The sequence below is a fragment of the Micromonospora sp. NPDC047527 genome, assembly GCF_040643015.1.
In the GTDB taxonomy this organism is placed as follows: Bacteria; Actinomycetota; Actinomycetes; order Mycobacteriales; family Micromonosporaceae; genus Micromonospora.
The window spans coordinates 192862-216500 of sequence record NZ_JBEYTK010000003.1; the positions used below are offsets into that span (position 1 = coordinate 192862).

20 protein-coding genes are annotated in these 23639 nt (G+C 69.0%); 6 read left to right on the top strand and 14 right to left on the bottom strand.

The window, feature by feature from the left end:
- Window position 1 precedes the first annotated feature (1 nt).
- Window positions 2-1297 (top strand): MFS transporter, encoded by a 1296-nt coding sequence (locus ABZ808_RS13945; protein ID WP_357005309.1) that lies wholly within the window; start codon window positions 2-4, stop codon window positions 1295-1297.
- A 341-nt stretch (window positions 1298-1638) separates the two neighbouring features.
- On the opposite strand, the gene ABZ808_RS13950 is transcribed toward ABZ808_RS13945, so the two are convergent.
- Genes ABZ808_RS13950 through ABZ808_RS13980 form a run of 7 tightly spaced genes read right to left on the bottom strand, consistent with a single transcriptional unit; the run spans window position 1639 to window position 7623 of the window.
- On the bottom strand, window positions 1639-2568 hold the full coding sequence (locus ABZ808_RS13950; RefSeq protein ID WP_357005312.1) for an LnmK family bifunctional acyltransferase/decarboxylase: 930 nt from the start codon (window positions 2566-2568) through the stop codon (window positions 1639-1641).
- Entirely contained in the window at window positions 2568-3623 is a 1056-nt protein-coding gene (locus ABZ808_RS13955) for a histidinol-phosphate transaminase (RefSeq protein ID WP_357005315.1), read from the bottom strand. Before ABZ808_RS13955 ends, ABZ808_RS13950 begins: the two co-directional genes overlap by 1 nt.
- Window positions 3616-3843, bottom strand: a complete 228-nt coding sequence (locus tag ABZ808_RS13960; protein WP_357005317.1) for an acyl carrier protein — start codon at window positions 3841-3843, stop codon at window positions 3616-3618. Before ABZ808_RS13960 ends, ABZ808_RS13955 begins: the two co-directional genes overlap by 8 nt.
- Window positions 3836-4900: a 4-hydroxy-2-oxovalerate aldolase gene (gene dmpG / locus ABZ808_RS13965; protein WP_357006763.1), complete on the bottom strand. Its 1065-nt coding sequence runs from the start codon at window positions 4898-4900 to the stop codon at window positions 3836-3838. Before dmpG ends, ABZ808_RS13960 begins: the two co-directional genes overlap by 8 nt.
- Window positions 4897-5793: an acetaldehyde dehydrogenase (acetylating) gene (locus ABZ808_RS13970; RefSeq protein WP_357005320.1), complete on the bottom strand. Its 897-nt coding sequence runs from the start codon at window positions 5791-5793 to the stop codon at window positions 4897-4899. The genes dmpG and ABZ808_RS13970 overlap by 4 nt, the downstream gene beginning before the upstream one ends.
- A gap of 31 nt (window positions 5794-5824) precedes the next feature.
- Window positions 5825-6589 carry a fumarylacetoacetate hydrolase family protein gene (locus ABZ808_RS13975; RefSeq protein WP_357005323.1) on the bottom strand — a complete coding sequence of 255 codons (765 nt, stop codon included), beginning with the start codon at window positions 6587-6589 and terminating at the stop codon, window positions 5825-5827.
- A gap of 47 nt (window positions 6590-6636) precedes the next feature.
- Window positions 6637-7623: a class I SAM-dependent methyltransferase gene (locus ABZ808_RS13980; RefSeq protein WP_357005326.1), complete on the bottom strand. Its 987-nt coding sequence runs from the start codon at window positions 7621-7623 to the stop codon at window positions 6637-6639.
- Between the two features lie 642 nt (window positions 7624-8265).
- Here ABZ808_RS13980 and ABZ808_RS13985 point away from each other — a divergent pair.
- Together ABZ808_RS13985 and ABZ808_RS13990 are read left to right on the top strand one after the other, a co-directional pair.
- Window positions 8266-8868: a LuxR C-terminal-related transcriptional regulator gene (locus ABZ808_RS13985; protein ID WP_357005329.1), complete on the top strand. Its 603-nt coding sequence runs from the start codon at window positions 8266-8268 to the stop codon at window positions 8866-8868.
- Window positions 8869-8912: 44 nt separating this feature from the next.
- Window positions 8913-9503: a LuxR C-terminal-related transcriptional regulator gene (locus ABZ808_RS13990; protein WP_357005332.1), complete on the top strand. Its 591-nt coding sequence runs from the start codon at window positions 8913-8915 to the stop codon at window positions 9501-9503.
- 79 nt (window positions 9504-9582) lie between these two features.
- On the opposite strand, the gene ABZ808_RS13995 is transcribed toward ABZ808_RS13990, so the two are convergent.
- From ABZ808_RS13995 to ABZ808_RS14005, 3 genes are all read right to left on the bottom strand, one after another.
- Complete coding sequence (locus tag ABZ808_RS13995) at window positions 9583-10365, bottom strand: thioesterase domain-containing protein (RefSeq protein ID WP_357005335.1); 783 nt, start codon at window positions 10363-10365, stop codon at window positions 9583-9585.
- Between the two features lie 361 nt (window positions 10366-10726).
- Entirely contained in the window at window positions 10727-11680 is a 954-nt protein-coding gene (locus tag ABZ808_RS14000; protein ID WP_357006765.1) for a TauD/TfdA family dioxygenase, read from the bottom strand.
- Between the two features lie 73 nt (window positions 11681-11753).
- Complete coding sequence (locus ABZ808_RS14005) at window positions 11754-13532, bottom strand: condensation domain-containing protein (RefSeq protein ID WP_357005338.1); 1779 nt, start codon at window positions 13530-13532, stop codon at window positions 11754-11756.
- A gap of 360 nt (window positions 13533-13892) precedes the next feature.
- Between ABZ808_RS14005 and ABZ808_RS14010 the strand changes: the two genes are divergently transcribed.
- Entirely contained in the window at window positions 13893-15350 is a 1458-nt protein-coding gene (locus ABZ808_RS14010; RefSeq protein ID WP_357005342.1) for an AMP-binding protein, read from the top strand.
- A gap of 12 nt (window positions 15351-15362) precedes the next feature.
- On the opposite strand, the gene ABZ808_RS14015 is transcribed toward ABZ808_RS14010, so the two are convergent.
- On the bottom strand, window positions 15363-18455 hold the full coding sequence (locus ABZ808_RS14015; RefSeq protein WP_357005346.1) for a BTAD domain-containing putative transcriptional regulator: 3093 nt from the start codon (window positions 18453-18455) through the stop codon (window positions 15363-15365).
- Between the two features lie 156 nt (window positions 18456-18611).
- Window positions 18612-18923: a phosphopantetheine-binding protein gene (locus ABZ808_RS14020; RefSeq protein WP_357005349.1), complete on the bottom strand. Its 312-nt coding sequence runs from the start codon at window positions 18921-18923 to the stop codon at window positions 18612-18614.
- 191 nt (window positions 18924-19114) lie between these two features.
- Between ABZ808_RS14020 and ABZ808_RS14025 the strand changes: the two genes are divergently transcribed.
- Window positions 19115-19723 (top strand): phosphopantetheine-binding protein, encoded by a 609-nt coding sequence (locus ABZ808_RS14025; protein WP_357005352.1) that lies wholly within the window; start codon window positions 19115-19117, stop codon window positions 19721-19723.
- Window positions 19724-19751: 28 nt separating this feature from the next.
- Here the strand turns inward: ABZ808_RS14025 and ABZ808_RS14030 are convergent, their stop codons facing one another.
- Entirely contained in the window at window positions 19752-20834 is a 1083-nt protein-coding gene (locus ABZ808_RS14030) for a hypothetical protein (protein ID WP_357005354.1), read from the bottom strand.
- Window positions 20835-21474: 640 nt separating this feature from the next.
- Entirely contained in the window at window positions 21475-22140 is a 666-nt protein-coding gene (locus ABZ808_RS14035; protein WP_357005357.1) for a TetR/AcrR family transcriptional regulator, read from the bottom strand.
- A gap of 109 nt (window positions 22141-22249) precedes the next feature.
- On the opposite strand from ABZ808_RS14035, the gene ABZ808_RS14040 reads away from it, so the two are divergent.
- Complete coding sequence (locus ABZ808_RS14040; protein ID WP_357005360.1) at window positions 22250-23167, top strand: SDR family NAD(P)-dependent oxidoreductase; 918 nt, start codon at window positions 22250-22252, stop codon at window positions 23165-23167.
- The last annotated feature ends 472 nt before the right edge of the window (window positions 23168-23639 follow it).

Genomic DNA, 23639 nt, shown 5'->3' on the forward strand with positions numbered 1-23639 from the left:
GATGTCCGCGCAACCGCCCGGCCGGGCCCCCGCCAGACGGGCACTCGCGGCGGTGTACGCCGCCGGCGGCGGCTCCGCTTTCGGGGTCCAGATGACGATGCTCGCGATGCCGTGGCTGGTCCTGGAGAGCACCAACTCGGCACCGCGGGCAGGTCTGGTCTTCGCCGTGTCGGTGTTGCCCATGGCTCTGCTCGGATTCGCGGGCGGCGAGGTGATTCAACGGTTCGGCGCACGCCAAACCATGGTGGTCGCCGACTTCGCGCAGGCCGCAGCCATCGCGGCGGTACCTGTGCTGGCCGCGATGGATCGGCTCAGCTTCCCTCTGCTCCTCACGATCGTCGCGGTGATCGGCGTGCTCGGGGTGCCCTATTTCGCCGCGCAACGCGACCTGACCACCGAGCTCGCCGGTCCGCACCCGAAGGCGCTGATGCGGGCGAACAGCGTGCTGGAAGGGGGCTTCAACGTCGCCGCGCTCGCCGGCCCGGCCGTGGCGGGCGTGTTGATCGCGACGCTCGGTGCGGAGAAGGTGCTGTGGTTCAACGCCGCGACCTACGCGTTGTCCGGTCTGCTGCTGTGGTGGTTCGTCCCGCGCACGTGGCGGACGCAACCGCCGCCGCCACCACAGCAGGAGCAGCCCGCCCACACGGGAATCCTGGCCGGTGTACGCGCGCTGCGCGGGGACGACTTCCTCCGACGGGTGATGGTCTCGACCGTCAGCTTCGGCTTCCTCATGCGGGTCCTGATGCTCGCGCTGCCGCTGCTGGCGTTCGACCGCTTCGGCGGCGATGCCAAGGTCGGTGGGCTGCTGCTCTCGGGCTTCGGCGCCGGCGCGATCGCCGGGGCGGCGGTCAGCTATCTGATCGGCAGCCGGTTGTCCCCGGCGTTGGTCTTCGGCCTGGCCGCCTTCCAACTCGTTCTTCCATGGTGGGTGCTGCTGTTCGACGTGCCGGTGCCGGTCCTGGTCGCCGCGCTCGCGGTGTCCGGTGCGGCGCTCCCGTTGTCCAACGCCCCGTTCTTCAGCATCCTGGCCACTCGGTTCGCGGCCGACATCCGCGTGAAGGTGATCCAGGCGGTCATGACCATCAGCAACATCGCCGGCCCGCTGGGCTTCCTCGCCGGCGGGATGGCGATCGGCCGCTTCGGCGTGACGACGACCCTGCTCGTCCTCGCGGCCCTGTCCACCCTCGCGGCGGTCAACCTCGTGGTGGCGCTGCGGCGTCTCAGCCCCGTGGAGCTGCGACGTCTCAGTCCCGTGGCGCCGACCAGCGCGCAGGACGCGACGGCAGCTGCTCGATAGCCCGCTCGGGCCCAGTGCCTACGGCGGACAGTGTGGCAACAGTGCCGGGTTGGTTCCTCGCGGAACCGTTCACCCACGATTCAAGGACGGTGTGATGTGGGTCGAGGTCTACCGGACATCACAGTGGTGACGACGCGGGAGAAAGCCGCGGTCACGGTCCCGATAGCCGACCCCCCCGGGGACTGCCCGGCCACTGCTGGGTAGCGACCACACGGTGAAGAACGTCATCGACGACATGATGGGCGCGGTTGCAGGTTCGCAACCGCGCCCATGCGGTGGCCTGCGGCAGGCCGGTCAGCGGGGCTGACCGGGACCGCAACCTGTCGCCGTCGACGCCGTCCTCATGCCGGCGTCGATGGCGTTTCCGTCTCGATCGCCGCGATGGCCAGCAGCCGACCGGTGGTGGAGTCGCGGAGTTGCAGGTCGGCGATCTCGGAGAGGGGGTCGGCGACGTTCTGCCATCTCCGCGCGGTGATGGTGAAGAGCGAGCCCAGGTCGGCATTGCCGAAGAAGCCCACCTTCTGATCGATCACCCGCCGCTGGAGGAATTGCCGCTCGCTGCGGCCGAGCCCGCGCCACAGACGCAACAGCGCCGTGTCGAAGATCGAGAAGTACGAGGCGAAGTAGACCAGCCCGGCGCCGTTGATGTCCCGTACCGCGTCCAATGCGTACTCGAAGGTCTCCTCGTCCCCGGCGACGGTGAATCCCGCCGGCCCCGGAGTGCAGAAGCTGCCCGCATGACGGGCGCGGCCGACGAGCGTACGCGGTGAGAACTGATTGGGAAGTCGCGGCAGATCGGCGTAGTCGAAATCGTGCGGGACGGTCTCGGTGAGGACCCGGTTGCTGTCCGGATGGCCACGCGCGATCCACCGGTTGAGAGTCTCCGCGTACATGCACTCCGGGTTCGGCGTCTCGTAGACCTCCGCCGGATCGAGCAACGCGGTGCCGAGGCCGGAGCCGGCGGGCGCGAGCCGATGCAACGTGAGAACCGAGCCGCCGCCGAACTGGAAGACCTTCGACGTCACCTCGAGCTCGTCGCCGAAGGCCAGGCCGTGCGGATGAACGGCCTTCCCGCCACGCACCCGGTAGTAGTAGAACGACAGGTAGGTCGGTTGGCCCTCGGTGGTACGGGCGGCGTGCACGTTGGTGCGGCAGGCCGCGGCCACCGATTCCCACGTCCAGTCACCGATTCGCCCGAAGATCAGTGAGCCACCGCTGCACATTCCCGGCGCGACGATCACCTTCCGGGAAAGGGCTGTGTTCTCTGGCATCATCGCACCGCTCCAGTCGTGAGTAATTCCGGTGCGTTGCGGACGCGCCACTGGTGTACCGCCGCGAGGAACGCGTCGTTGTCCGAGGGCGAACCGATCGACACCCGGACGCCGTCACCGTCGAAGACCCGCAGCTCGATGCCGGCCCGTGCACACCAACGGCCGAACGGGCCCGCGTCCTCGCCGAGCCCGAGCCACACGAAGTTGGCCTGGCTGGCGGGAACCGCGAAGCCGTCGGCCAGCAGGGCCGCCCGCACGCGGGTACGCTCGGTGATCGTCTCTCGGACCCGCGTCAGGAGCACCTCCTCGAGGCCGAGGGCAGCGACTGCCGCGTGCTGGGCCGGCCCGCTCACCGCATAGGGCAGCGACATCTCGCACAGCGATGCCACGATGCGCGGGGCGCCGATGAGATAGCCGACCCGAAGTCCTGCCAGGCCGTACGCCTTCGAGAACGTGCGCAGGACCACCAGGTTCGGATACGTGTCGCACAGCGCGAGGCCGCCGGTCCCGACCGGCGCGTCGACGTACTCGAAATACGCCTCGTCGAGGGCCACCAGGCAGGTCGGCGGGACGCGGTCGAGGAACGCGCGCAGATGGTCGAGGCCGACCAGCGTGCCCGTCGGGTTGTTGGGATTGCAGACGACGACCAGCCGGGTGGTGGCGGTGATGCGATCGGCCATGGCGGTGAGGTCGTGCGCGTCGTCGGCCAGCGGCACCCGCTCCGAGTGGATCCCCAGATGGCCGGCGAGGATCGGGTAGTACTCGAAGGATCGCCAGGCGTAGACGGCCGTCGCACCCGGCCCGGCGAGCTGGAACAGCGCCTGGAGCAACGCACAGGACCCAGCGCCCACCGCCACCCGATCCGGCGTGACACCGTGCCGGTGAGCGAGCGCCAGGGTCAGGTCGGCACACGCCGGGTCGGGATAGCGGTTGACGTCCCGGCCGCTCGCCGCGACTGCGGCGACGATGTCCGGCAACGGGCTGTGCGATGACTCGTTGCGCGACAGGACCCGCGTGACGGCATGGGGCGCGGTCGGTCCCGCGGCCTCACGCACGACAGCGCTCCGCGACCAGATCGGCGATGTCGCCGACCGTCGCGAGTTCCAGCAGTTCGTAGTCGGAGACCTCGATGTCCAGCCGCTTGCGGAGCAAGGCCGACAGCTCGACCACGGCGAGGGAGTCGAGGCCCACCTCGGCGCGATCGGCCGTGGCAACGACGTCCTCGGCCCGCATCTGCAGATCCTCGACCAGGATGGTCTTGAGTTGGTCAAACATGGCTTGCCATCCGTTCACCCCGGCCCGTGGACCCGGCACGCAACGCGAGCGCCACGTCCTCGATGAGGTCCTCCTGTCCGGCCACCGCTTGCAGGCGGCCGAGTTCGAAGAAGACGTCGCGCGGATCGACGCCCTCGCGGGCGGCGACGTCCAGCACCCGGTTCTTGAACCCGGAGAACACCCCGGCGAGACCGCTCACCACGCCGATCGAATCGATGGTGGGCGGCGCGGGCATCAGCTCCCGTTCGGCGATGTCCGCCGCGTCCAACAGCCGATAGAGGTCGATGCCGGTGTCGTAGCCCAGCCGTTCGAGCACGGGCACGAGAACTTCCAGCTGCGTGTTGCCGGCTCCCGCGCCGAACCCCCGCGCGCAAGCATCCAGGATGGTGGCGCCTGCCTCGGCGGCGGCGATCGAGTTCGCCACCGCCATACCGAGATTGTTGTGTCCGTGGAACATCACCGGCACGCCGACGGCGGACCGGATCGCCGTGATACGCGTGGTCACATCCGTCGGCAGGTAGTGGCCGGAGGAATCGAGGATGCCCACGCCGGTCGCGCCGAACCCGACGAGCCGCGCACACTCCTCGGCCAGGCGCTCGGGATTCGCCATGTGGCTCATCAGCAGCACGCCGTGTGCGTCGACGCCCGCGTCGCGCAGGAGCCCGAGGTGCCGTTCGGCCAGGTTGCCCTCGGTGCAGTGGGTGCCGATACGGACGAGGTCGACGTCGTACGAGATGGCCTGCCGGATGTTCTCGGTCGTGCCCCAGCCCGGCAGCATGAACACACCGAGCTTGCTGGTCGTCAACGCATCCCGGACCGCCGACAGCATCGCCTCGTCGCTGAGGAGGGCTCGGCCGGCCTGCAGGGACGAGGCGCCGAGGCCGTTGCCGTGCCCCACCTCGACGACGGGTATCCCGGCGGCGTCCGCGGCCCTGGCGTACGCGCGAAGTTGCTCCCGCCCGAGCTGGTGGCGGACGGCGTGGTGTCCGTCGCGCAACGTCGGGTCATGGATCAGGATCGGTCGTCTCGGCGAACTCTCCGCCGCTTGCTGGCTCATGACACCACCTCCATGACCTCGATCGATCGGCGTTCCACCGCACAACGCTCAGCGACCCGTATCGCTGCGGAGTTGATGATGTCGAGGTTGCCCGCGTAGGCGGGTATCTGGTCGCCCGCGGAGGTCACCTCCACGGCGATGAACGCCTTGCTGTCGTTCACGATGCAGCTCGTCACGGTGTAGCCGGTGGCGAAGGCACGGACGTCGGCGGCGGCGGCCGCCACGAGTGGGCGCACCGAATCGTGTGTCAGCCCCTCGCCGACCAAGGACATGGCCACCCTGAAGGTCGCCGGAGGACGAGCCGGGCTGATGTTGAGGATGGCCTTCACGTCCCCGACGCCGGTGAACTCGCGGAGCGCGTCCTGAGTGGTCTCCACGTACTCATCGAGGTTCAGCCTGGTCCCACGGCCGACGCTGAGCGTCGCAGCGGTCGCGACCACCTCCACGTAATCGATGCGGTGGGCTAGTGCGATCGCCCGGACGATCGGCACCGACGCCTGCCCGCCGCAGCTCACCATGTTGAGGTCGCGGTGGGCGGCGACGTCCGCGCCGTTCACGGTGGGGACGACCATGCGTCCGATCCGGCTGGGCGTCAGGTCGACCAGCAGCGTGCCGAGCGGCGCCAGCGCCTCGGCGTGTTCGGCGTGCGAGCCGGCGTTGGTGGCGTCGAAGACCACGTCGAGCGGTTCGTCGAGGTCGGCCAGTGAACGTATGCCCCGGCTCGCGACCGGCAGCCCCAGCCGAGCGGCCTGCTTGAGGCCCGGGCTTTCGGCCGCCCGGCCGGCGACGAGGTGCAGGTCCAGTGCGGTGGACCGCTCGACTTTCATCGCCAGGTCGACGCCGATGAGCCCGGCGCCGAGCACCCCAACTGACAGCCGTCGTTCTGAGTTCATCGAGGGGATCGCCTTCCTGCCGGGGTCGTGACTACGCATTCGCTACGTGCAGAGTGACCGTGCCCAGATGATCGAATTCGGCGGTGTAGGTGTCACCGGGGCTCAACGGGACCGCGGCGTGCAGGGCGCCGGTCATGATCAGCTGCCCGGCCTCCAGCGTGACGCCGCTCTCGCCCAGCAGGTTCGCCAGCAACGCCACCACCGCCACCGGGTCACCCAGAGCGTCGGCGCCCCGGCCGGACGCGACCAGCTCCCCGTTGCGGCGGAAGGCCATTCGCACGAGCCGGTAGTCCAGCTCCGCGCGGGCCGGGATCGGGCGTCCCAGCACGGCTGCGCCGTTCGAGGCGAGGTCGGCGATCGTGTCGCCCAGCCGGATGCGCCAATCCGCGATCCGGGAGTCGACGATCTCGAGACCGGCGGCGACCTCTCCGATCGCCGCGTGGGCCTGCTCCACAGTGACGCCGGGACCGGTCAATGGGCTCGCCAGACGAAAGACGATCTCGGCTTCCACCTTCGGCGAGATGAACTCGCCACGAGCGAAGCGCGTACCGTCCGTGCGGACGGTCGAGGCGAACACCGGGCCGTAGTCCGGGGCGTGGACCCCGAACATCTCCTGCATTGAGGCGGAGGTGAGCCCGGCCTTGTAGCCGATCACACGCTCGCCGTCGGAGATCAGCAATTCGGTCAGCCTGCGCTGGACGGCGTATCCGCCCGCCGCGTCGAGCGTGGGGCAGACGTCGGTGAGCGGAGCGATCGGCACGTTTTGCCTCCGCGCCTCGTACAGGGCCATGGCCATGCGCTCGGCGTCGTGCTCCGCCAGGGCCGGTGATCCGCCGTTCCGGCTCATCGCGTGGCCACGAAGAGGCGGCTGCCGGGCATCCGCAGCGGAGTGCTGGTCACGTCGGAGAAACCGGCCTGCCGGAAGAGGTCGCACCACTGGTCCTCGGCCGGCAGCCGTACACCCATCGAGCTCTCATGGAGGTAACTGAACAGGGCGCTGAAGGCGCGCTCGCCCGGAGTGTCCACGTACGGCACCGCATCGGTGACCACCAGGCAGCCGCCGTCGGCGAGGTGCTCGCGGCACGCCCGCAGGACCCCCGCGAAGACCTCGGGAGTCTGAGCGACGTCGTGCATGACGAAGCCGGCGTGGACGATGTCCGCGCCGTCGAGTGGACCGGGGTCGTCGACGAGCGTCTCGACGGACCGGTTGACCACCGTGAGCCGGTCGCCCACGTGGGCGCGGCGACCGGCGCGTTCGGCCTCCTCGCACGCCCCCGAGCTGAGGTCCAGGGCCACGCCGGTGCTGGTGGGCAGTTCGGTCAGGAGCCGGATCAGAAGCGCGCCCGCGCCGGCGCCGAGATCGACGATGCGCCGGGGCTTGCGGTTGATGATCTCGGACAACACACCGGGATAGAAGCCGTGCGAGCCGATCCAGCGGGACGAGACCGCCACGCGTCGGCCGTCGCGCTGGTGTTGCCGGCCGGCCGCTTCCGGTTCGCGCAGGAACCGCTCGGCGTGATCGATGTACGGACGGTTCGCGTTGAGCGACCAGGAGAGGTAACCCGCCTCGTACCGCCGGTCCGCGAGCTCCGCACAGGGCGCGAACGGCCCGGTCTCGGCGTCGCGATCGAGCAGCCCGGCGGCGACCATGGCGCCCAGGAAGAGCAGGGTGCGAGCTTCGGGAACGCCGGCGGCGGTCGTTGCCTCGGTCAGCGTGAACGGCGTCCCACGATCGAGAAGCGGCGAAAGCCCCAGATTCTCGGCGATCTCCAGGAGAGTGGCATTCGCAGCAAGATCCGCGGCGATTTCACTGACGTCAGAACTGATCACTTATTCACCCACGTCCCGCCGATTCGGCGATTGTTCGGTATCGACCCTTGCTTTTCCGGTTCGCGTCTGTCCACGCAGGAGGCCGGCGATCCCGCGTCGGTCCGACACCTTCGAACTCTCCAGGGATCCGGCGTACGCCAACAAGGTCGTCGACATCGTCGGCCTCTTCTGGACCTGCCTGACGGGATGGTCGCGCTCTGCGTCGACGCCCGCTCCTTCCGCAACGGCGGCAATCCGCGTTTTCGGCACGGATCTACAACGGTTGTCAATGTGCCACGGAGGCGCGACCGACCGCAGAGAAGCATCGGCAGACATACGGGAAGAGGTCGACTGTCGTTGCTTCTTGTCGCCTGCCGCTCGTCGATCGTGTCGCGGGACGTGAGTCGCACGGCGGCCGGGCCAGCTATCGGGCGGTGGCCGCGGACTGCCGCCACCGGGTCGACCGCCGTCTGAGCCGGCCCGTTCGGCGTACCAGGGCAGGACGACCGGCGCTGCGCGACGATAGCGAGTCGATGCCCCGCTATCGTCCTGCGCCAGCGGCTGACAGCGAGCCGAGAGCGACCGGTTAGCTCGTCGCGGAACCATACGCCCAGGACATTCCGACGCCACGCCCCGCCACGGCGCGGCGACGAAGGAGGCGTGATGGGCGAACCGATGTGGGTCAACGTCGTGGCGACCGACCCCGTGCTGGAGGCGGGCGTGACGAGCGCGATGCTCGGGTGCCCGGACATCACCGTGGTGACGACGCGGGAGAGGGCCGCGGTCACGGTCCTGGTGGTCGACCATATGGGCCAGGACACGCTGGATTCGGTGCGGGCCGTCCGTGCCGGGGCGCACCGGCCCGAGGTGGTGCTCGTGGTGCCCGAGGTGGAGCCGGCCGACGCGCTGTGGGCCATCGCGGCTGGTGCGCGCGGCCTGCTTCGGCGCCGGGAGGCGACCGCGGACCGGCTCACCCGCGCCGTGCTGGCCGCCGGTGCGGGGGACTGCACGGTCTCGCCGGACATGCTCGACCGGTTGCTCGCCGCGCCGGCCGTTCCCGCCGGCGCCCTCGCGTCCAACATCAGCGACCGCGAGCGCGCGGTGCTGCGGCTGCTCGCCGACGGCCGGGAGACCGGCGAGATCGCGCAGGAGTTGTGCTACTCGACGCGCACCGTGACGAGTGTCGTGCACGACATCACGCGGCGGTTCCGGCTGCGCAACCGGGCCCACGCGGTGGCCTTCGCCCTGCGGGCCGGGATGTTGTGAACGGCGAACAGGAGAAGAGCAGGACGGCGCCGACCGCACATGTGGTGGCCCCGGACGCAACCATTCGGGCCGAGGTGCTGGCCGTGCTGCGGCAGGCCGGCGTCACGTCGGTGCCCGAGCCGTACGGATCACCGGACACCGTCATCGTCACGGCGGTCGCTACGGTGAGTGAGGCGCTGGTGGCGTGCCCGCCGCAGCCGCGGTCCGCGCCGCAGGGGACGCTGGTGATCGCGGACCGCTTCTCGCCGGCGGACGTGGTCCGCGTACTGCGTTCGGGGACTCTGGTGATGCTCCGGTTCGCCGACGCCACACCGAGCCGTCTGGCCGCCGCGTTGCAGGCGGCCCGGGACGGGGAGGTCCGGTTGCCGCACGAGGTGCTGGTCGGGGTGCTCGGTGGCGTCGGTACGCCGCACCCGGCCGGAACGGCCCGGGCGGCTGGCCGGTCACCGCTGACGCCCCGGCAGACGAGGGTGCTCGCGTTGATGGCCGAGGGTCAGGACAACGCGATGATCGCCCGGTCACTGCTGTGTTCCAACCACACAGTGAAGAACGTCATCTACGACATGATGGCGCGGTTGCAGGTTCGCAACCGCGCCCACGCCGTGGCCTGCGGGGTAGAGGCCGGGTTGATCTGAGTCTGTCGTCCGCGGCTTCACACTGGAGTGAAGCCGCAGGCCACGGCGTGGGCCGGAGTGAGTCGATCGGGTGCCGCTGTCACCACTCGGCTGGCCGGCGGATGTCACCGGCCGGCGCTCGGTCGGCGATGACCCGCAACAGGTCGGCCGGCTCGGTCGCATAGCTCAACCCGGATCCGGGCAACTGCACCAGGTCGGTGTCCCCGTACGTCGACCAGCCGGCCAGTGCTTCCGGTTCGATGCCCTGGCCCAGCCACCGAATCGCGGTCAGCGGGCAGCGCAGCGGCACCGGGCGGGGCATCCGATAGCCCCGCAACGCAGCCAGTTCGGCCCGGAGCGCATGCACGCCGGTCGCGACGATCGATGGCAGCGGGTTGCCGCCCATGGCCACTGCGGTCGCCAGCACGCGCTCGGTCAGTTCGTCGTCGGTCGGTTCGGTGTGCGCCTCGCCGGCATATCGGCTGAGATACTGGGGTGCGGGACAGCCCGACACGAACAGGCGCAGCGGTGCCGGCGCGCCCCGCCGGTCCAACTCGACCGCGACCTGGTAGCCGAGCAGCGCGGCGCTCTCGTGGCCGAACAACGCGAACTGCTCGACCCCTCGGCGCATGAGGTCGGCCACGAGCTCCGCGGCCCGCTCCGGCAGCCCTGATGACGCCGGCGGGGCTGAGGCCGCAGAGCTCGTCCCCGGTGCTTCGCCGCCCAGGCCGCCAGCGGCCGGCGTGCGGACAACGCACCACGGGCCGACGGTGTCGGGCCACCGATCGAACTGGAAGTCGCCGTTACCGGCGCTGGGTATGCAGATCAGCGCCGCCGTGCCGGCATGCGGCGTATCGGTCCGGTGGTCCAACCATGAGGCCATGAGGAAGGTCGCCTTCGTTGACGGAGAGTAGGCAATTCTTGCTCAGTCGTCGTTCCGGGCGCCTCCATATCGCTATCGCCGATCGGGCAGGTCCCGGCCGGCGAGAAAAGCGTCGTGATGGGGAGTCGAAAACGGCCGGCCATAGCTTCGAATCTGTCGGCGGCAGCCGGCACGAGAGCCGAAGCAGACAAGGGGTACTGAGTTGCGAATCTCAATGGTTTCCGGTCCGCGCCTGATCGCCACGCCGCCCACATCGGTGGTCGCCGTTATCGGCGACACTCCGTGGGGCTGATCAGTCTCACCGGAGAGGTTCACGGAGGGCCGCCACAGAGGTGGCCCTCCGTCGTTGTGCCACCTGTCGTTACGAAACCGTCGATGGTTCGGCCATCGCTACGGCGATTCTGCGCGATCCGGTGAACGGTTCACGGCCGTGGGCGGAGAGCATATTGTCGACGATCAGTACGTCGTCACGTTGCCAGTCGAATCGGCGCTGGGCGGCGCGGTAACAGTCGCGCAGGTGCGCCACGATCTCGTCGGGGATCGGTCCGCCATCTCCGTAGTACGTGTTGGTGGGCAGGTCCGCCTCGTCGAACATCTCCCGCAACCCCTCGCAGTCCTCCTCGGGCAGCGTGGTCACGTGGAAGAACGTGAGGTGGTTGAACCAGACGGTCTCGCCGGTCACAGGGTGCTGATGCACCGCCCGTCGGCGGGCCGTCGTACGCAGGCCGGTGCGCCCGATCCACTGAACCTCCACACCGTTACGCGCACAGTAGCGCTCGACCTCGGCCCGGTCGGTGGTGTTGAACGCCTGTTGCCACGGCACGCCGAAGCCCTCGGTGAAGTTGCGTACCACGGTCCAGCCGCGCCGGGTGAATTCCTCCAGCACGGCCGGGTCGATCGACCGTAGGATCCGGCGGGTGTCGGCGAGCGGAGTGGCGCCCAGTGTGTCGGGCGGGGTGATGCAGTAGAAGAACAACGTCAACGGCCAGGCCGCCTGGTACGAGTTCTCGTTGTGCAGGAAGATCTCCTCGGTCGGCGGGTAGTCCGTCGACGTATAGACCTGGCCCTCAATGGTGCTGCGCGGTGACGATCGTTCGGCGTAGGACAGCGGTTCGCCGGACACCGCCCGGACGACTCGTTCGAAGCCGCTGACGTTGCCGATGTCGAAGCCGCGCAGCAGGACCGCGCCGTGGGTGCGCAGCTGCCGCCGGACCGAGTCCCGGACCCCTGCGAGATGACTCGCGGCCGGTACGCCGTCGGTGGGCGCGGTCAGCACACCGGGCAGTGCCGACTCATCGGCTGATACCGCGGGCATGAGGCGCGCGGGCGTGATCTTGCTCGTGGTCACCGGTCGGCTCCCTTCGTTGAACCTGGCGGTCGGGTGGGGATCAGCAGAGCCCCGTGTCGGCGGTTCTGGCGGTCCGGCCGGACCCCTGGCAGCACACGTCGATCCATGCGGCCGGGTCATCGGGGTCATCCGGGACGCGTTCGCAGATGACGTAGCTCTGTGGTGCCATTGCCGTCGGATACGCCTTCAGCGCTGCCATGCACGCGGCGTGGGCCTGTTCGGGTGTGCGTACGGTCTCGGTCCGCGCCAGATGAGCGACCAACGGCACGCCGTTCACGGCTGCGAAAACCTTGGCACCGGTGGACGGCAGCTCATCGTCGAGCAGCCGTTGCACTTCGGCCACCTCGACCCAGCAGCCGTCCACGAGCAGCCAGCCGGGGCCCCGCTGTACCGGGCTGAGCGGGATCGAGCCGCGGATCCCTCGGGCGTCGAGGTCACCGGACCCGGCCGCGATCAACAGGTTCTCGACCGCTACGAGCAGCGATTCGACCTCGTCGGCGGAGATGCGGCCGGTGTCGCTGCTCCAACAGCCGAGACGCAACTGTCCGTCGGTCTCGTAGAGATCGAACCGGATCAGCGTGGTCCCGACGGGCATCGGCTGCCGCTGGAGCTGCGTCGCGCGCCGCGTGACGTCCAGTTCACCCGGCGTGGGTACCGATGCCACGGCACTGCCGGTCGCCGGACCGGACTCGATGACAAGGTTGTTGAACAACGGTTCGCAGTCGAATACGACGCCGCGTTCGTGTTCGACCCGGCGTGCGATGGCACTCTGCCGGTCCACGTCGTACCGTCCGTGCCGGCTCGCGTCGACCGCCGCGGCCCACGCCTGCCGGACCAGGCGGTCGAAGGTGGTGTCACTGATCGTGAGCGTGATCAACGCGAGCTGCGCGAGGCTGCCGACGTGCTGCCGAAGGTGTGGCTCGAAGCGATTGGCGGACAGGGTGGGGAGCACGAGCTCCCGGGTGCCGGTCCGGTGCGAGAGCACCGCGCCGATCGCAGCCAGCACGACGCTGGCGCGACTCGTCCTGGTGCGCGCTGTCACCGCTCGCAACGCCATCCCGGCTGCGGTGGAGGTCATCTCGACGGCTACCGACCCGTTGCCGGCTGCGACCCGCGGAACGGGGTACAGGCACTGCGGCATGCGGGAGAACCGATCTTTCCAGTAGCTCAGAACTGATTCCTCGCGCCGCAGGGCCGCGGGTGTGCGTTCCAGGGCGACCAGGTCCAACGGCTGGATCGGTGGTCCACCGGCCGGTCGTGCGGTGCGATCACGGATCAGGTCCGCGAACTCCCGCTTGATGATCTCCATTGCCTGGTAGTCGACAGCGAGATGCGAGCAGCCGATCACCGCGGCCTGCACCAGCCAGGCGGAGTTGGTGGACGCGTCACTCGGCCGCACCGCGAGGGCGGCCCGGACCGGCAGTTCGCCGATGCGGTACGCGCCCGCAGCGCGCAACCGCCGGGTGAGGTCCCGGGACAGGCCGGCCCGGTCGACGAGTTGTGGGTCAGCGACCTCGATTGCGTAGACCTCCACGACGAGGTCGCCGGTGGCGTGCACGAACTGCTGCGGTTCGACGCCGTCGACGTACGTCGTACGCAGTCCTTCGTGCCGTTCGATCAGGACTGCGAGTGCCTCGGCGACGTCGTCGACCACGGCTGCGGCCGGAACGTCGAGTTCCCCCGCGACGGCCGCGAAGAACTGCTCCGACTCACCGCGCAGCCACTGCAGAACGTTGTATTGGCCGATATTGAGCGGCCCCTCGGCCGATCGCGTTCCGCTGAACCGCACGGTCACCGATGGCCGGGGGACCAGGCTCACCGATCGCTCCCGGCGGCGGGGACCGCGGGTACGGGTTGCCTGATGGGTCGGCGTCGCCCGAGTGCTCGGCGCGGCACTGTCGACATGCCCTGGTGAAACCATGTGCGCCAGGCTATTGAGCGGTCCGCGCCGCGCAGTAGAGAAGGACCGGCAGCGACTCGCGGATCGGATCCAGTGCGTTGTTCTGCCGGTTGTTCTCTGCGTGCGCCGGGCCGCGCGAGCCACCATCGACCTGCGTCCATCATGTGTGCGCCGGCTCGGTCTGCCGCGTGGGCTTGTGTTTCGTCCACTCGGCCGGCCCGTCCGGCATGTCGCCGACCGCCGGGTGGATGACGACGCACTCGATCGTGGGAGGCCCGAATGAGCGTATCGATCCGTCAGCGGATCACCGATATCGCGGAGATGTCTACCGATCAGCCCGCGGTCGTCGGCTTCGACGGGAACTCCGTCGAGCAGGTACTGACGTGGCGGGAGTTGGCCGAGCGGAGCGGCCGGCGGGCGGACGCACTGGTGGATGCCGCCGCCCGGCGTACCGGTCCGGGCGTGGTCGCGATCGAGGCGAACAACACGATCCAGACGGTGGTCGACATCGTGGCCGTCCTCTCCGCGGAGCTGCCACTGCTGCCGCTGAACCCGGCCTCGCCCGTACCCGAGCGGGAGAAGCTCCTCAACTTCATCGGTCAGACGTACGGACGGGCCCAGCTCATCGACGCCGACGCCGACGCCGACGCCGACGCGGGCCGGCCGGCGCGGTCGCCCGCGTCGGTGGCCAGCCGGATCGCCTACCTGCTGCCGACCGGCGGCAGCTCTGGCCGGCCGAAGATCGCGATTCGCCCCGGACCGCTCGACTACGATCGGCACCAGGTGCCGTTGCCGTTGCGCCGTCGCGCCGGTTGGCGATCCGGCCAGCGGCAACTGATTCTGGGTCCGTTGCACCATGCGGCCCCGTTCACCACGCTGCTGGACGGACTCCTCGACGGCAATACCACCATTTTGCCGCCGTACTTTCTGCCGGCTTGGACGGTGGAACTGGTCGAGCGCCACGCGGTGGAATGGATCCAGCTCACCCCGGCGCACATGCGCACCATCCTGTTGCTTCTCCAGCCTGACCCGGCGTCCTTCGCCAGCGTGCGCACGGTGATGCACACGGCGGCGTCGTGCGACTCGTTCACCAAGAAGCGGTGGATCGAGCTGGTCGGGCCACAACATCTGTACGAGGTTTACAGCTCGACCGAGAACATCGGCGGCACCCTGGTGCGTGGGGACGAATGGCAACAGCGGCCCGGAACGGTGGGTCGTGGGTTCTTCACCAAGATCAGCATCAGGGACGACGCCGGGAACCGGCTCGGCCCGGGACAGACCGGCAAGGTGTTCATGCGCGCCGGTCGGGTCTCCAGGGGAGACGCGTACCTCGGCAGCCAGGTGCTGGAAACGACGGCCGACGGTTTCGCCAGCGTCGGCGACTTCGGATGGCTCGACGAGGACGGCTATCTGTTCCTCGCCCCCCGGCGGCACGACGTGATCAATGTGGGCGGCGAGAAGGTTTACCCCAACGAGGTCGAGGCTCAGTTGCTGGAACACCCCGCAGTGCTCGACGCGGTGGTGGTGGCAACCGAGGATCAGGTGCTCGGGTCGACTGTCGGCGCCTACGTCGTCTGCAAGCCGGGAGCCTCGGTCAGTAGCGCCGAGCTCATGGCGCACTGCCGGGCCGGTCTGGTCAACTACAAGGTGCCGACGCGGGTGACGTTCGTCGATCAGGTGCCGCGCTCGGCCGCCGGGAAGCTCGAACGTTGGCGGCTGGCCGGCCAGCGGGGCTGATGGCGGCCCGCTTCACCTCTCTCCGGTCGGCTCGTTTCTACTCCGCGCCGGTAGCCGGCCGGCGGCCCGGCGCAACGCGCCCAGCTCTTCGATGGAACGCGAGTGCCACGGGTTGTTCTCCTGCATTGCGAATGCGTTAGCGGCCTGCACGAAGAAATGTTCCGCGGTATCGAACTCGCCCCGGCCCATGTATACCCGCCCGAGCCCAAACAGGGCGTGTGCGTGCACATTCCGCTCGTGCGTCATTCGGCAGATCTCGACCGCCTCGCTGAAATGAATCTCGGCCGCGGTGAATTCGTTCTGCTCCAACATGGCCCCGCCGAGGCCGTTGAGGGCATAGGACTGGCCGACGCGATCGTCCTGCTCCCGAGCCAGATCCAGTGCCGATTGGAAGACGGCTCTCGCGGCCAGCGACTGCCCTGCGTCGGCGAACACCTCACCGAGCCGGTACAAGGCCTGTGCCTGAAGGCGCCGGTTACCGAGTTGTTCACCCAGTGCGAGCGACTCCTTCGCCAGCATTTCGGCCCGTTCCGGGGAACCGAGATCCAGATGGCTACGAGCGAGTCCACTGAGTACATGGGCCTGTGCGCCCAGGTCGCCTACTGTCCGGAACTTCTCCAGGGCCTGCTCGTAACGCAGCACCGCCACGGCGGGCCGGCCCTGGATTCGGTCCAGGTGAGCAAGGTTGCGCAGCGTCAATGCCGACCCGGCCTGATCGTCGGCCGCCTCGAAGAGGCTCATGGCGTGCAGCAGGTTGTCGCCGTCGTCCTCGGCGTGTTGGGCGACGCCCAGCGAGCCGAGCGACGCCAACACGGCAGCGTCTCCCCGGCGATTGCCGGCCCTGCTGGTGGCCTCCAGCGCGATGTTGTGCGCCGTACGCCACTCGGCGAACAGGCCGCGTCTCTCATACATGGTGACCGAAACGACGGCCAACTCCCAGCACAGCTCGTCCAGCTCCAGCTCCGCCGCCTGGCGGATCGCCACCTCCAGCGTGATGCGCTCCTCGTCAAACCAGGCCGTCGGATCGCCGAGGAAGCGGTCGAACTCGGCACGTGCGCCGGCCCATCGGGGCGCCGTGCCGTGCAGAACCGCGAAGCGTCCGCCGTAGATCCGTTGATGAGCCTCCTCGGCGAAGGCGAGCAGAGCGCCGAGCGACCGCGTGACCGCCTCTGTGCACTTCCCCTTGTCGTCCTGCTTCAGCCGCTGCTCGCTCGCAAACACCCGCACCAACTCGTGGAATCGGTAGCGGGGTTGCCTGGTGAGCGCGGAGAAGTGGGCCTCCAGCAGCCGGACGTCCGCGAGCTCGTCGAGGAGTGCCGTCGCCCGCTTCGTGTCGCAGTCCAGCAGAGCCGCCGCGGTCCAGGCGCTGAACTCGTGTATCTCCAGTGCGCTGAGGAGCCAGAACAGGGTCTGTGCCGGTTCGGTGAGTGACTCGTACACGTCAGCGAGCAGCGAGCGGACCGCGACGTCGCCGTGGGACAGTTCGTCCAGCCGAGACCGCTCGTCGCGCAGTCGGTCCAGCAGAGTGCCAACCGCCCAGTGCGGGTGCGCAGCCAGTCGGACCGCGGCGATCCGCACGGCCAGGGGCAGTCCGCCGCACATTCGGGTCAGCTCCGCCGCGGCGTCGGGCGCCGCGGCGACCCGCTGCTCCCCGCAGATTCGGCCGAGCAGGGTCAGGCTCTCGTCGGCCGACATCATGTCGACATCGACGGCCCGTGCGCCCGGGATGCCGGCGAGCCTGCGGCGGCTGGTGATCAGCACCGCCGGACCCGGCACGCCGGGGAGCAGGTCGGCGATCTGGTCCTCGTTGCCGACATCGTCCAGCACGATCAGCAGCCGTCGCGTCGCCATCTGGCTGCGTAGTAGGTTGATCCGCTGCCCGGCCGCGACCGGGATCGCCGCCGGGGCAACGCCGAGTCCGTGCAGGAGGTCGCTGAGCACCGCGTCGGTCGAGCGTGGCTGCGCGGTGCTCCCGTACAGGCAGGCGTAGAGGCTGCCGTTGACGAACTTGGTCCGTAACAGGTGCGCGACGTGCAGGGCCAGCGAGGTCTTGCCGCAGCCCGGTGCGCCGGTGATGACCGCGATCGGTACCTGTTTGGTGTCCTCGCTGGTCAGGGTGGCGGTCAGGGTGTCGATCAGCGCGGCATGGCCGACGAAGTCCGGCAGATCGGCGGGCAACTCCTGCGGACGGTGCACGCTTGTGGCGGTCCCGGTACGTCTGTCGTCCACGTCGCCGCTGATGCTGCTGTCCTGGCTGAGAATCGCGCGTTCCAGTTTGCGCAGGTACTGGCTCGGCTCGATGCCCAGTTCGCCCACGAGGTTGGTGCGGGCCGTACGGTACGTCGCCAGCGCTTCAGCCTGCCGTCCGGACCGGTAGAGAGCGAGCATCCGGAACCCCCACAGGCGTTCCCGCAGGGGGTACTCCGTGGTCAACGCGACCAGCTCCTCGACAAGCTCCCGATGACCGCCCAGGCCCAAGCGGATCTCGGCGCGGTCCTCCAGCGCCATGATCCGCCGCTCCTCCAGACGGTGGGAGACGACTTCCGCGGCCCGGCCGGGCACTCCGCCCAACGCCGGGCCGGACCAGATGTCGATGGCGCGGTCCAGGTGTGTCAGCGCCTCGTCCAGCCGCCCTTTGGCCGCGGCGGACCGGCCCTGGGCGAGGGCGTCGTCGAACATGAGGTAGTCGAGCTGCTGGCGGGCCACCCGGATGGCGTACCCGAGTGGGTTGGTGTCGATGACCTCCGGACTGCCGAGAGCCCGGCGCAGCGCGGAGATGCAGATCTGGATCTGACCACGCGCGCTGGGCGGCGGGGAATCGTCCCAAACGGCGCCGATCAGCTTCTCGACGGTCACGACATGGTTGGCGGCCATCAGCAAATTGGCCAGCACTATACGTTGTCGCGGGGAGGTTATCGGCACGGGGGAACCATCGACCACGGCTTCCAATGTTCCAAGAACCCGGAACTCGACTCGCACCATGCCGGCAGCATACGGTACCACGGAACGACTAACGTCAATCCAATTTGCCTCGGTCGCCGTTCGGGTGGCAAGCGGGCGGACTCGAGCGGGACGCCGAGCTGCGATACTGCGGAGTAACCTCAATTCGGCAGGGGGCGGTTTGGCAGGTTATAGATGGTCTTATTGCTGGAGTGTAATGGTCGGGGTTGGTGTGCCCCATGTCGGTACGGGTTGGCTACCCCGGCTTCGACCACGTCGCCACCGGGGCACCCGAGTCCCGGCTCCCACCGGACCCGTCGCTTACCTGCGCTTGATACGTGCGTCCTGTTCGGCGATGGGATAACCGGGCAGGGCCGAGGCCAGGGTCGCGACGGTCGGCCAGTCGAACAAGGCTCGCTCCGGCAGGTGCCGGCCCAGGGCGACGCACAATCTGGCCACGGCCTGCGTCGCGAGCACCGAGTGGCCGCCGAGGTCGAAGAAGTTGTCGTGCCGTCCGACCTCGTCAAGGTTCAGTACCTCGGCCCACACCTCGGCGATGACCCGCTCCGTAGTAGTGCTTGGCACGTCCTCCTCGACAAGCGATGACTGTGCGTAGCTGATCTCGTTCATCATGCATTACCCCCTGGGGCCGGCGACAACGTGCGTCGAATAGCGAACGGTCGCAGGCTCGCCACCCGTCGGCGTGAATTGTGGTCCGATTCGATCGGCGCGGGCAAGGGTAGGCGGGAAGAAGCAACGGCGGTCGACCTCTTCCGGAATTTCTGCCGATTCGTCTCTGCGACCACTCAAGCTTCCGTGGCACATTGGCGACTGTTGTCAATCCGCGCCGACGGCTCGGACTGCCGCCGTTACTGAAGGAGCGGTTGATGGTTGGCTTGGCAGAGCTCGCATCCACCCTGCGGGGGCATTCGGCCGTGCGTGATGCCCGGGCGACGACGATACGCCACGATGATCGGGACGCCACGATTGGCGTGGTCGAGTTCTCCCAGTACGTGAGTGGGCCGGAACTCCGAGGCTACGTGTGGGACCGGCTCGGTGCGTGCTGCGGATTGGACGGTGTGCTACTCGTCGACGCCATGCCGCTCGCCGGCGACGCGCTCGACACCGAATACATCCGGTCCGCCGTCATCGCCGGCACGTGCACCCTGTTCGAAGGTCCGGTCGACCGCATCGAAGAACGACTCCTGTCGATCTGGGCCGGCACCATGAACCTGAAGTGGATCGGCGTGCACGACGACTTCCTGGACCTCGGCGGCGACTCGATAGTGGCGGTCGAGATCCTTTCGAGGATCGAGGACGAGTTCGGTGAGGCGCTGGACGTCTACGACTTCATGAGCACCTACAGCATCCGAGGCGTCGCCGGCCTCCTGCGTGGACCCCGGGTAACGCCGGCGGCGTCGGCGGCGGCCTGAGGAGGGCCGCCGCCGACGCTGACCGGCGTCAGAGCCGGGAGGTGAAGGTGGCCAGGAAGCGGTGCGGGGTGACCACGCCAGCGTTGTCGAAGCAGATCACGTCAACGTCGGCGTTGGTGGTGTACGTCCAGGGTTGGGTGAGGTGGCAGTAGTTGCTGCCGCGGCCCTGTGCCACGACCTGGGCGTGCGTCTCCTTGATGCCGATCTGCGGGAACGTCGCCAGGTAGCGGCCGGCGGGCGCCAGCGATGCCACCGTGTTCGCACCGACACCGAGCACCGAGTTGTCGTTGGTCGGCCCGCCGACGGCGGTACCCAGGTAACCGAAGTACGACGGAGGACCGAGGGAGCCAATCACCGACCGCTGGCGGTGGTACGAGAGGACGAAGTCGGTGTTGACGAACGCGCCGGCCTGGTTGTAGCAGAAGACGTGCACCTGCACCTCGGTGCCGACCGGGTTCCAGGTGTCGACCTTGCATCGGGTGGGACTGGCGTTCGGTTGCACGGCGGTGACCTGCACGTTACCGGCGAGCAGCCCGGCAAGCCCCACGCCGGGTAGCCGCACCAGGTACTGCCCGACGCCCATCGGCCCGACCGTGTTCACCACGCCCGTGGAGTTGTACGACTGCACCACCCCGCCGGCCCACTGCACGTACGCGTGGGAGGTGGCGGCCGGCACCACGCCCGAGCTGGTCGTCCAGAGCACGGTGAACGGGGTGTCCTCGCGAGTGCCGCCGGGCTTGTGGCACTGCACGTCGACGATCTCGTCGGCGCCGGACTGGAACCAGCGAACCACCTCGCAGTAGTGCCCGCTCCGGTTCACCGGGGTCACGTGCGGCACGCCCCGCGAGCCGGTGCCCACCTGTGGGAAGCGGACCTGGAACCGGCCAGGCGCGAGCTTGATGCCGTCGGCCCAGGCGGCCGGGAATGCCGTCTTCCAGCTGCCCCACTGCCGGGTGGTGTCCAGCACGGTCCAGGCCGGAACGGTGGGGTCCTTGACGTAGGCGAACCCCCACCGGTCGGCGGTGGCCGCCGCGGCAGGTGCCGCCGGCGCGAGTGCGCTGGCGGCCAGTACGGCAGCCAGTGCTGCGGTGACGAACGATCGGAGACGCATGTGTTCCTCCACTCGACCGGAACATGTCGGGGAGGAGTATGCGAGGAGTGACCCCATGGTCACAATCGGCTACATCCGTGCCAGCGTCGGGTGGCCACCCCCGGCAACCGAGCCCGCACGTCGATGTGGACCAAGGCGTCGACCCGACTGGCGCAACCGATCAAAGCCTGCGTACCGCCCGGACTGTCGTCACCGACGGGCTCTGGGCCGGGGGTGGTATTGGCGCCACTTCCCCATGCCCGTTCCGAGGGCGGAAGACGGCGAAACGTCGGCATTGGCGCGTGGTGAACGACCGCTATCCCGGACGGCGGTCCTGCGCCGATCATTGCTCGAATCGATGTGAGTCAATCCCACCTCCGGGTGGAACGCCCGGGCGCGGAGGGTGAGAAATCGGCACCGGCAGTCGGGCGTACCGAACGGCCCGACTCCGCGTCCCCCGGAGGATCGCCATGCCCAGACCCGCCCTTCGCGCCCGGCTCGCGGCGTTCACCGCCGCCGTGAGCCCGCCCGGAAGGGGCGGCGGGAGTCACACGCTGGCCCTCCGGGGCGTGCGTAGCCCCATGGCCGGCGGGCAGGGCCCCGCGGGCGCTCCCGAACACGATCGTGGTGTCGGCGGTCCGGTCGATCGGGTCTCCACAGGTCAGCGGCGGGGTAGCACGCCCAGGAGGGTTGCGATCAGTGCCTGCCTCAAGTAGTCGCTCAACTCCAGGTGGAAGCGGGCCAGGTCGGGTTCGGCCTGGTAGGCCGCCTGCAGGCTGGGTGGGGGTGTGCCGTACGCCGACAGCGCGCCGGCCATGACCATGGTTTGCAGGCTGAACAGTGTGGCGTTCTCGCCCAGCTCCGGCAGGTACTTCTCGATCAGGGCGGTCATGGTTGTCAGGCGCTCCAGGGAGGCGCGCTTGTAGCGCGCTACGACCTCGACGGAGACGTTGTGTTCCAGGACGCTGCCCTGTGCGCCGAAGAGCTCGCACAGCACCGTTCGGTCAGACAGTGAGCGGCCGAGGATCTCGGCCACCGCTGTCGCCCGCTCGGCCATGGGCAGGTTCTCGTCGACGCCGGCGGCCAACTCCCCCGCCAGGTCCGTCAGCCACTCCTGTAGGAAGCGGTCCAGGAGTTCCAGCAGCACCGCCTCGCGAGACTCGAAGTAGCGCAGCACGTTCGGCTTCGCCAGGCCCACCCGGCGGCTGAGCTCGTTCAGGGTGACCGCGGCCACCGGCATCTCGTCGAGCATCGCCGACGCCACGTCGAGGATCGCCCGTCGACGGATCTCCCGCTGCTCTTCGGTTCGCGCCCGCTGGAAAGTCACGATCACCAGCCTAACTTAGGTACCTGCGGTACGTTGACAACGTACCGCAAGTACTTTAGCGTTGTCGGCACAAGATACCTTCGGTACTTTATCTAGTTGGGAGCCTGTCATGGCCGAGAAGTGGACGACGGCGAACATTCCGGACCAGCGAGGGCGGGTGGCCGTGGTGACCGGGGCCAACACCGGACTGGGGTACGAGACCGCCAAGGCACTCGCCGAGCGCGGGGCGTCAGTGGTGCTCGCCGTGCGCAACGTCGAGAAGGGCAAGCAGGCCGCGGCCCGCATGACCGGCGACGTGACAGTGCAGGCGCTGGACCTGACCTCACTCGACTCCGTCCGGACCGCGGCGGCCGCGCTGCGGTCCCGGCTCGACCGAATCGACCTGCTGATCAACAACGCCGGCGTGATGTACACCCCGAAGCAGACCACCCGGGACGGCTTCGAGATGCAGTTCGGCACCAACCACCTCGGCCACTTCGCGCTCACCGGGCTGCTGCTGGACCTCATGCTGCCGGTGCCCGGCTCACGCGTGGTGACGGTCAGCAGCACCGGCCACCGCATCCGCGCCGCGATCCACTTCGACGACCTGCAATTCGAGCAGTCGTACAGCCCGGTCCGCGCCTACGGCCAGTCCAAGCTGGCCAACCTGATGTTCACCTACGAACTGCAACGCCGACTCGCCACGCACGGCACGACCGTCGCGGTGGCCGCGCACCCCGGCATGTCCAGCACCGAACTCGCCCGCAACACCCCCGCAGCCCTCCGACTTCCGCTTACCTGGCTCGCGCCGCTGATCACCCAGACGCCGGCGATGGGCGCGCTGCCGACCCTGCGCGCCGCCACCGACCCCGCCGCGCTCGGCGGCCAGTACTACGGCCCCGGCGGACGCAACGAGATCATGGGCCACCCCCGGCTGGTCACCTCCAGCCCGCAGTCGTACGAGGTAGCCATCCAGCAACGGCTGTGGGCCGTCTCCGAAGACCTCACCAGGGTGACGTTCCCCTTCGCCCTGGCCTCCGTACGGTGACGTTCACTCGCCCGTCCTGCGGCGCCGGCCGATCCGGCCCGTGCCGCAGGACGGGGACGGGCTCGGCGCGGAGAGTGGTCCTCGCGCCGGGCGCCGGCATCGGGTGGGGTCAGCCGGCCGCGCGGGTGGCCGTCGCGCTCGGGCCGGTGCCCTGGACGCCGAAGTTGATCGGCCGCCCGGCGCTGGGCCTGCCACTCGTCATTGCTGCTGCTGTGGCCGCCTCCTGGCCGCCTCGCCTCGCCCACCTGACCGACGCAGCCTTCTCATCAGCCACCAACCCGCCAGCCCCCATCCAAATGCCACCAGCGCCAGCACGGCCGAGCTCTTTACTGGGCCGAGAGATACCCCCTCGCCGTAGACCACCCTCCGTGCCCCTGCATCGCGCGCGGGCACAACCTGGCCAATCCGCATCCGATCAGGCGGGGTATCAAGGACCACACCGTGACGGATGGTCCGCTGATCCGTGCTGACA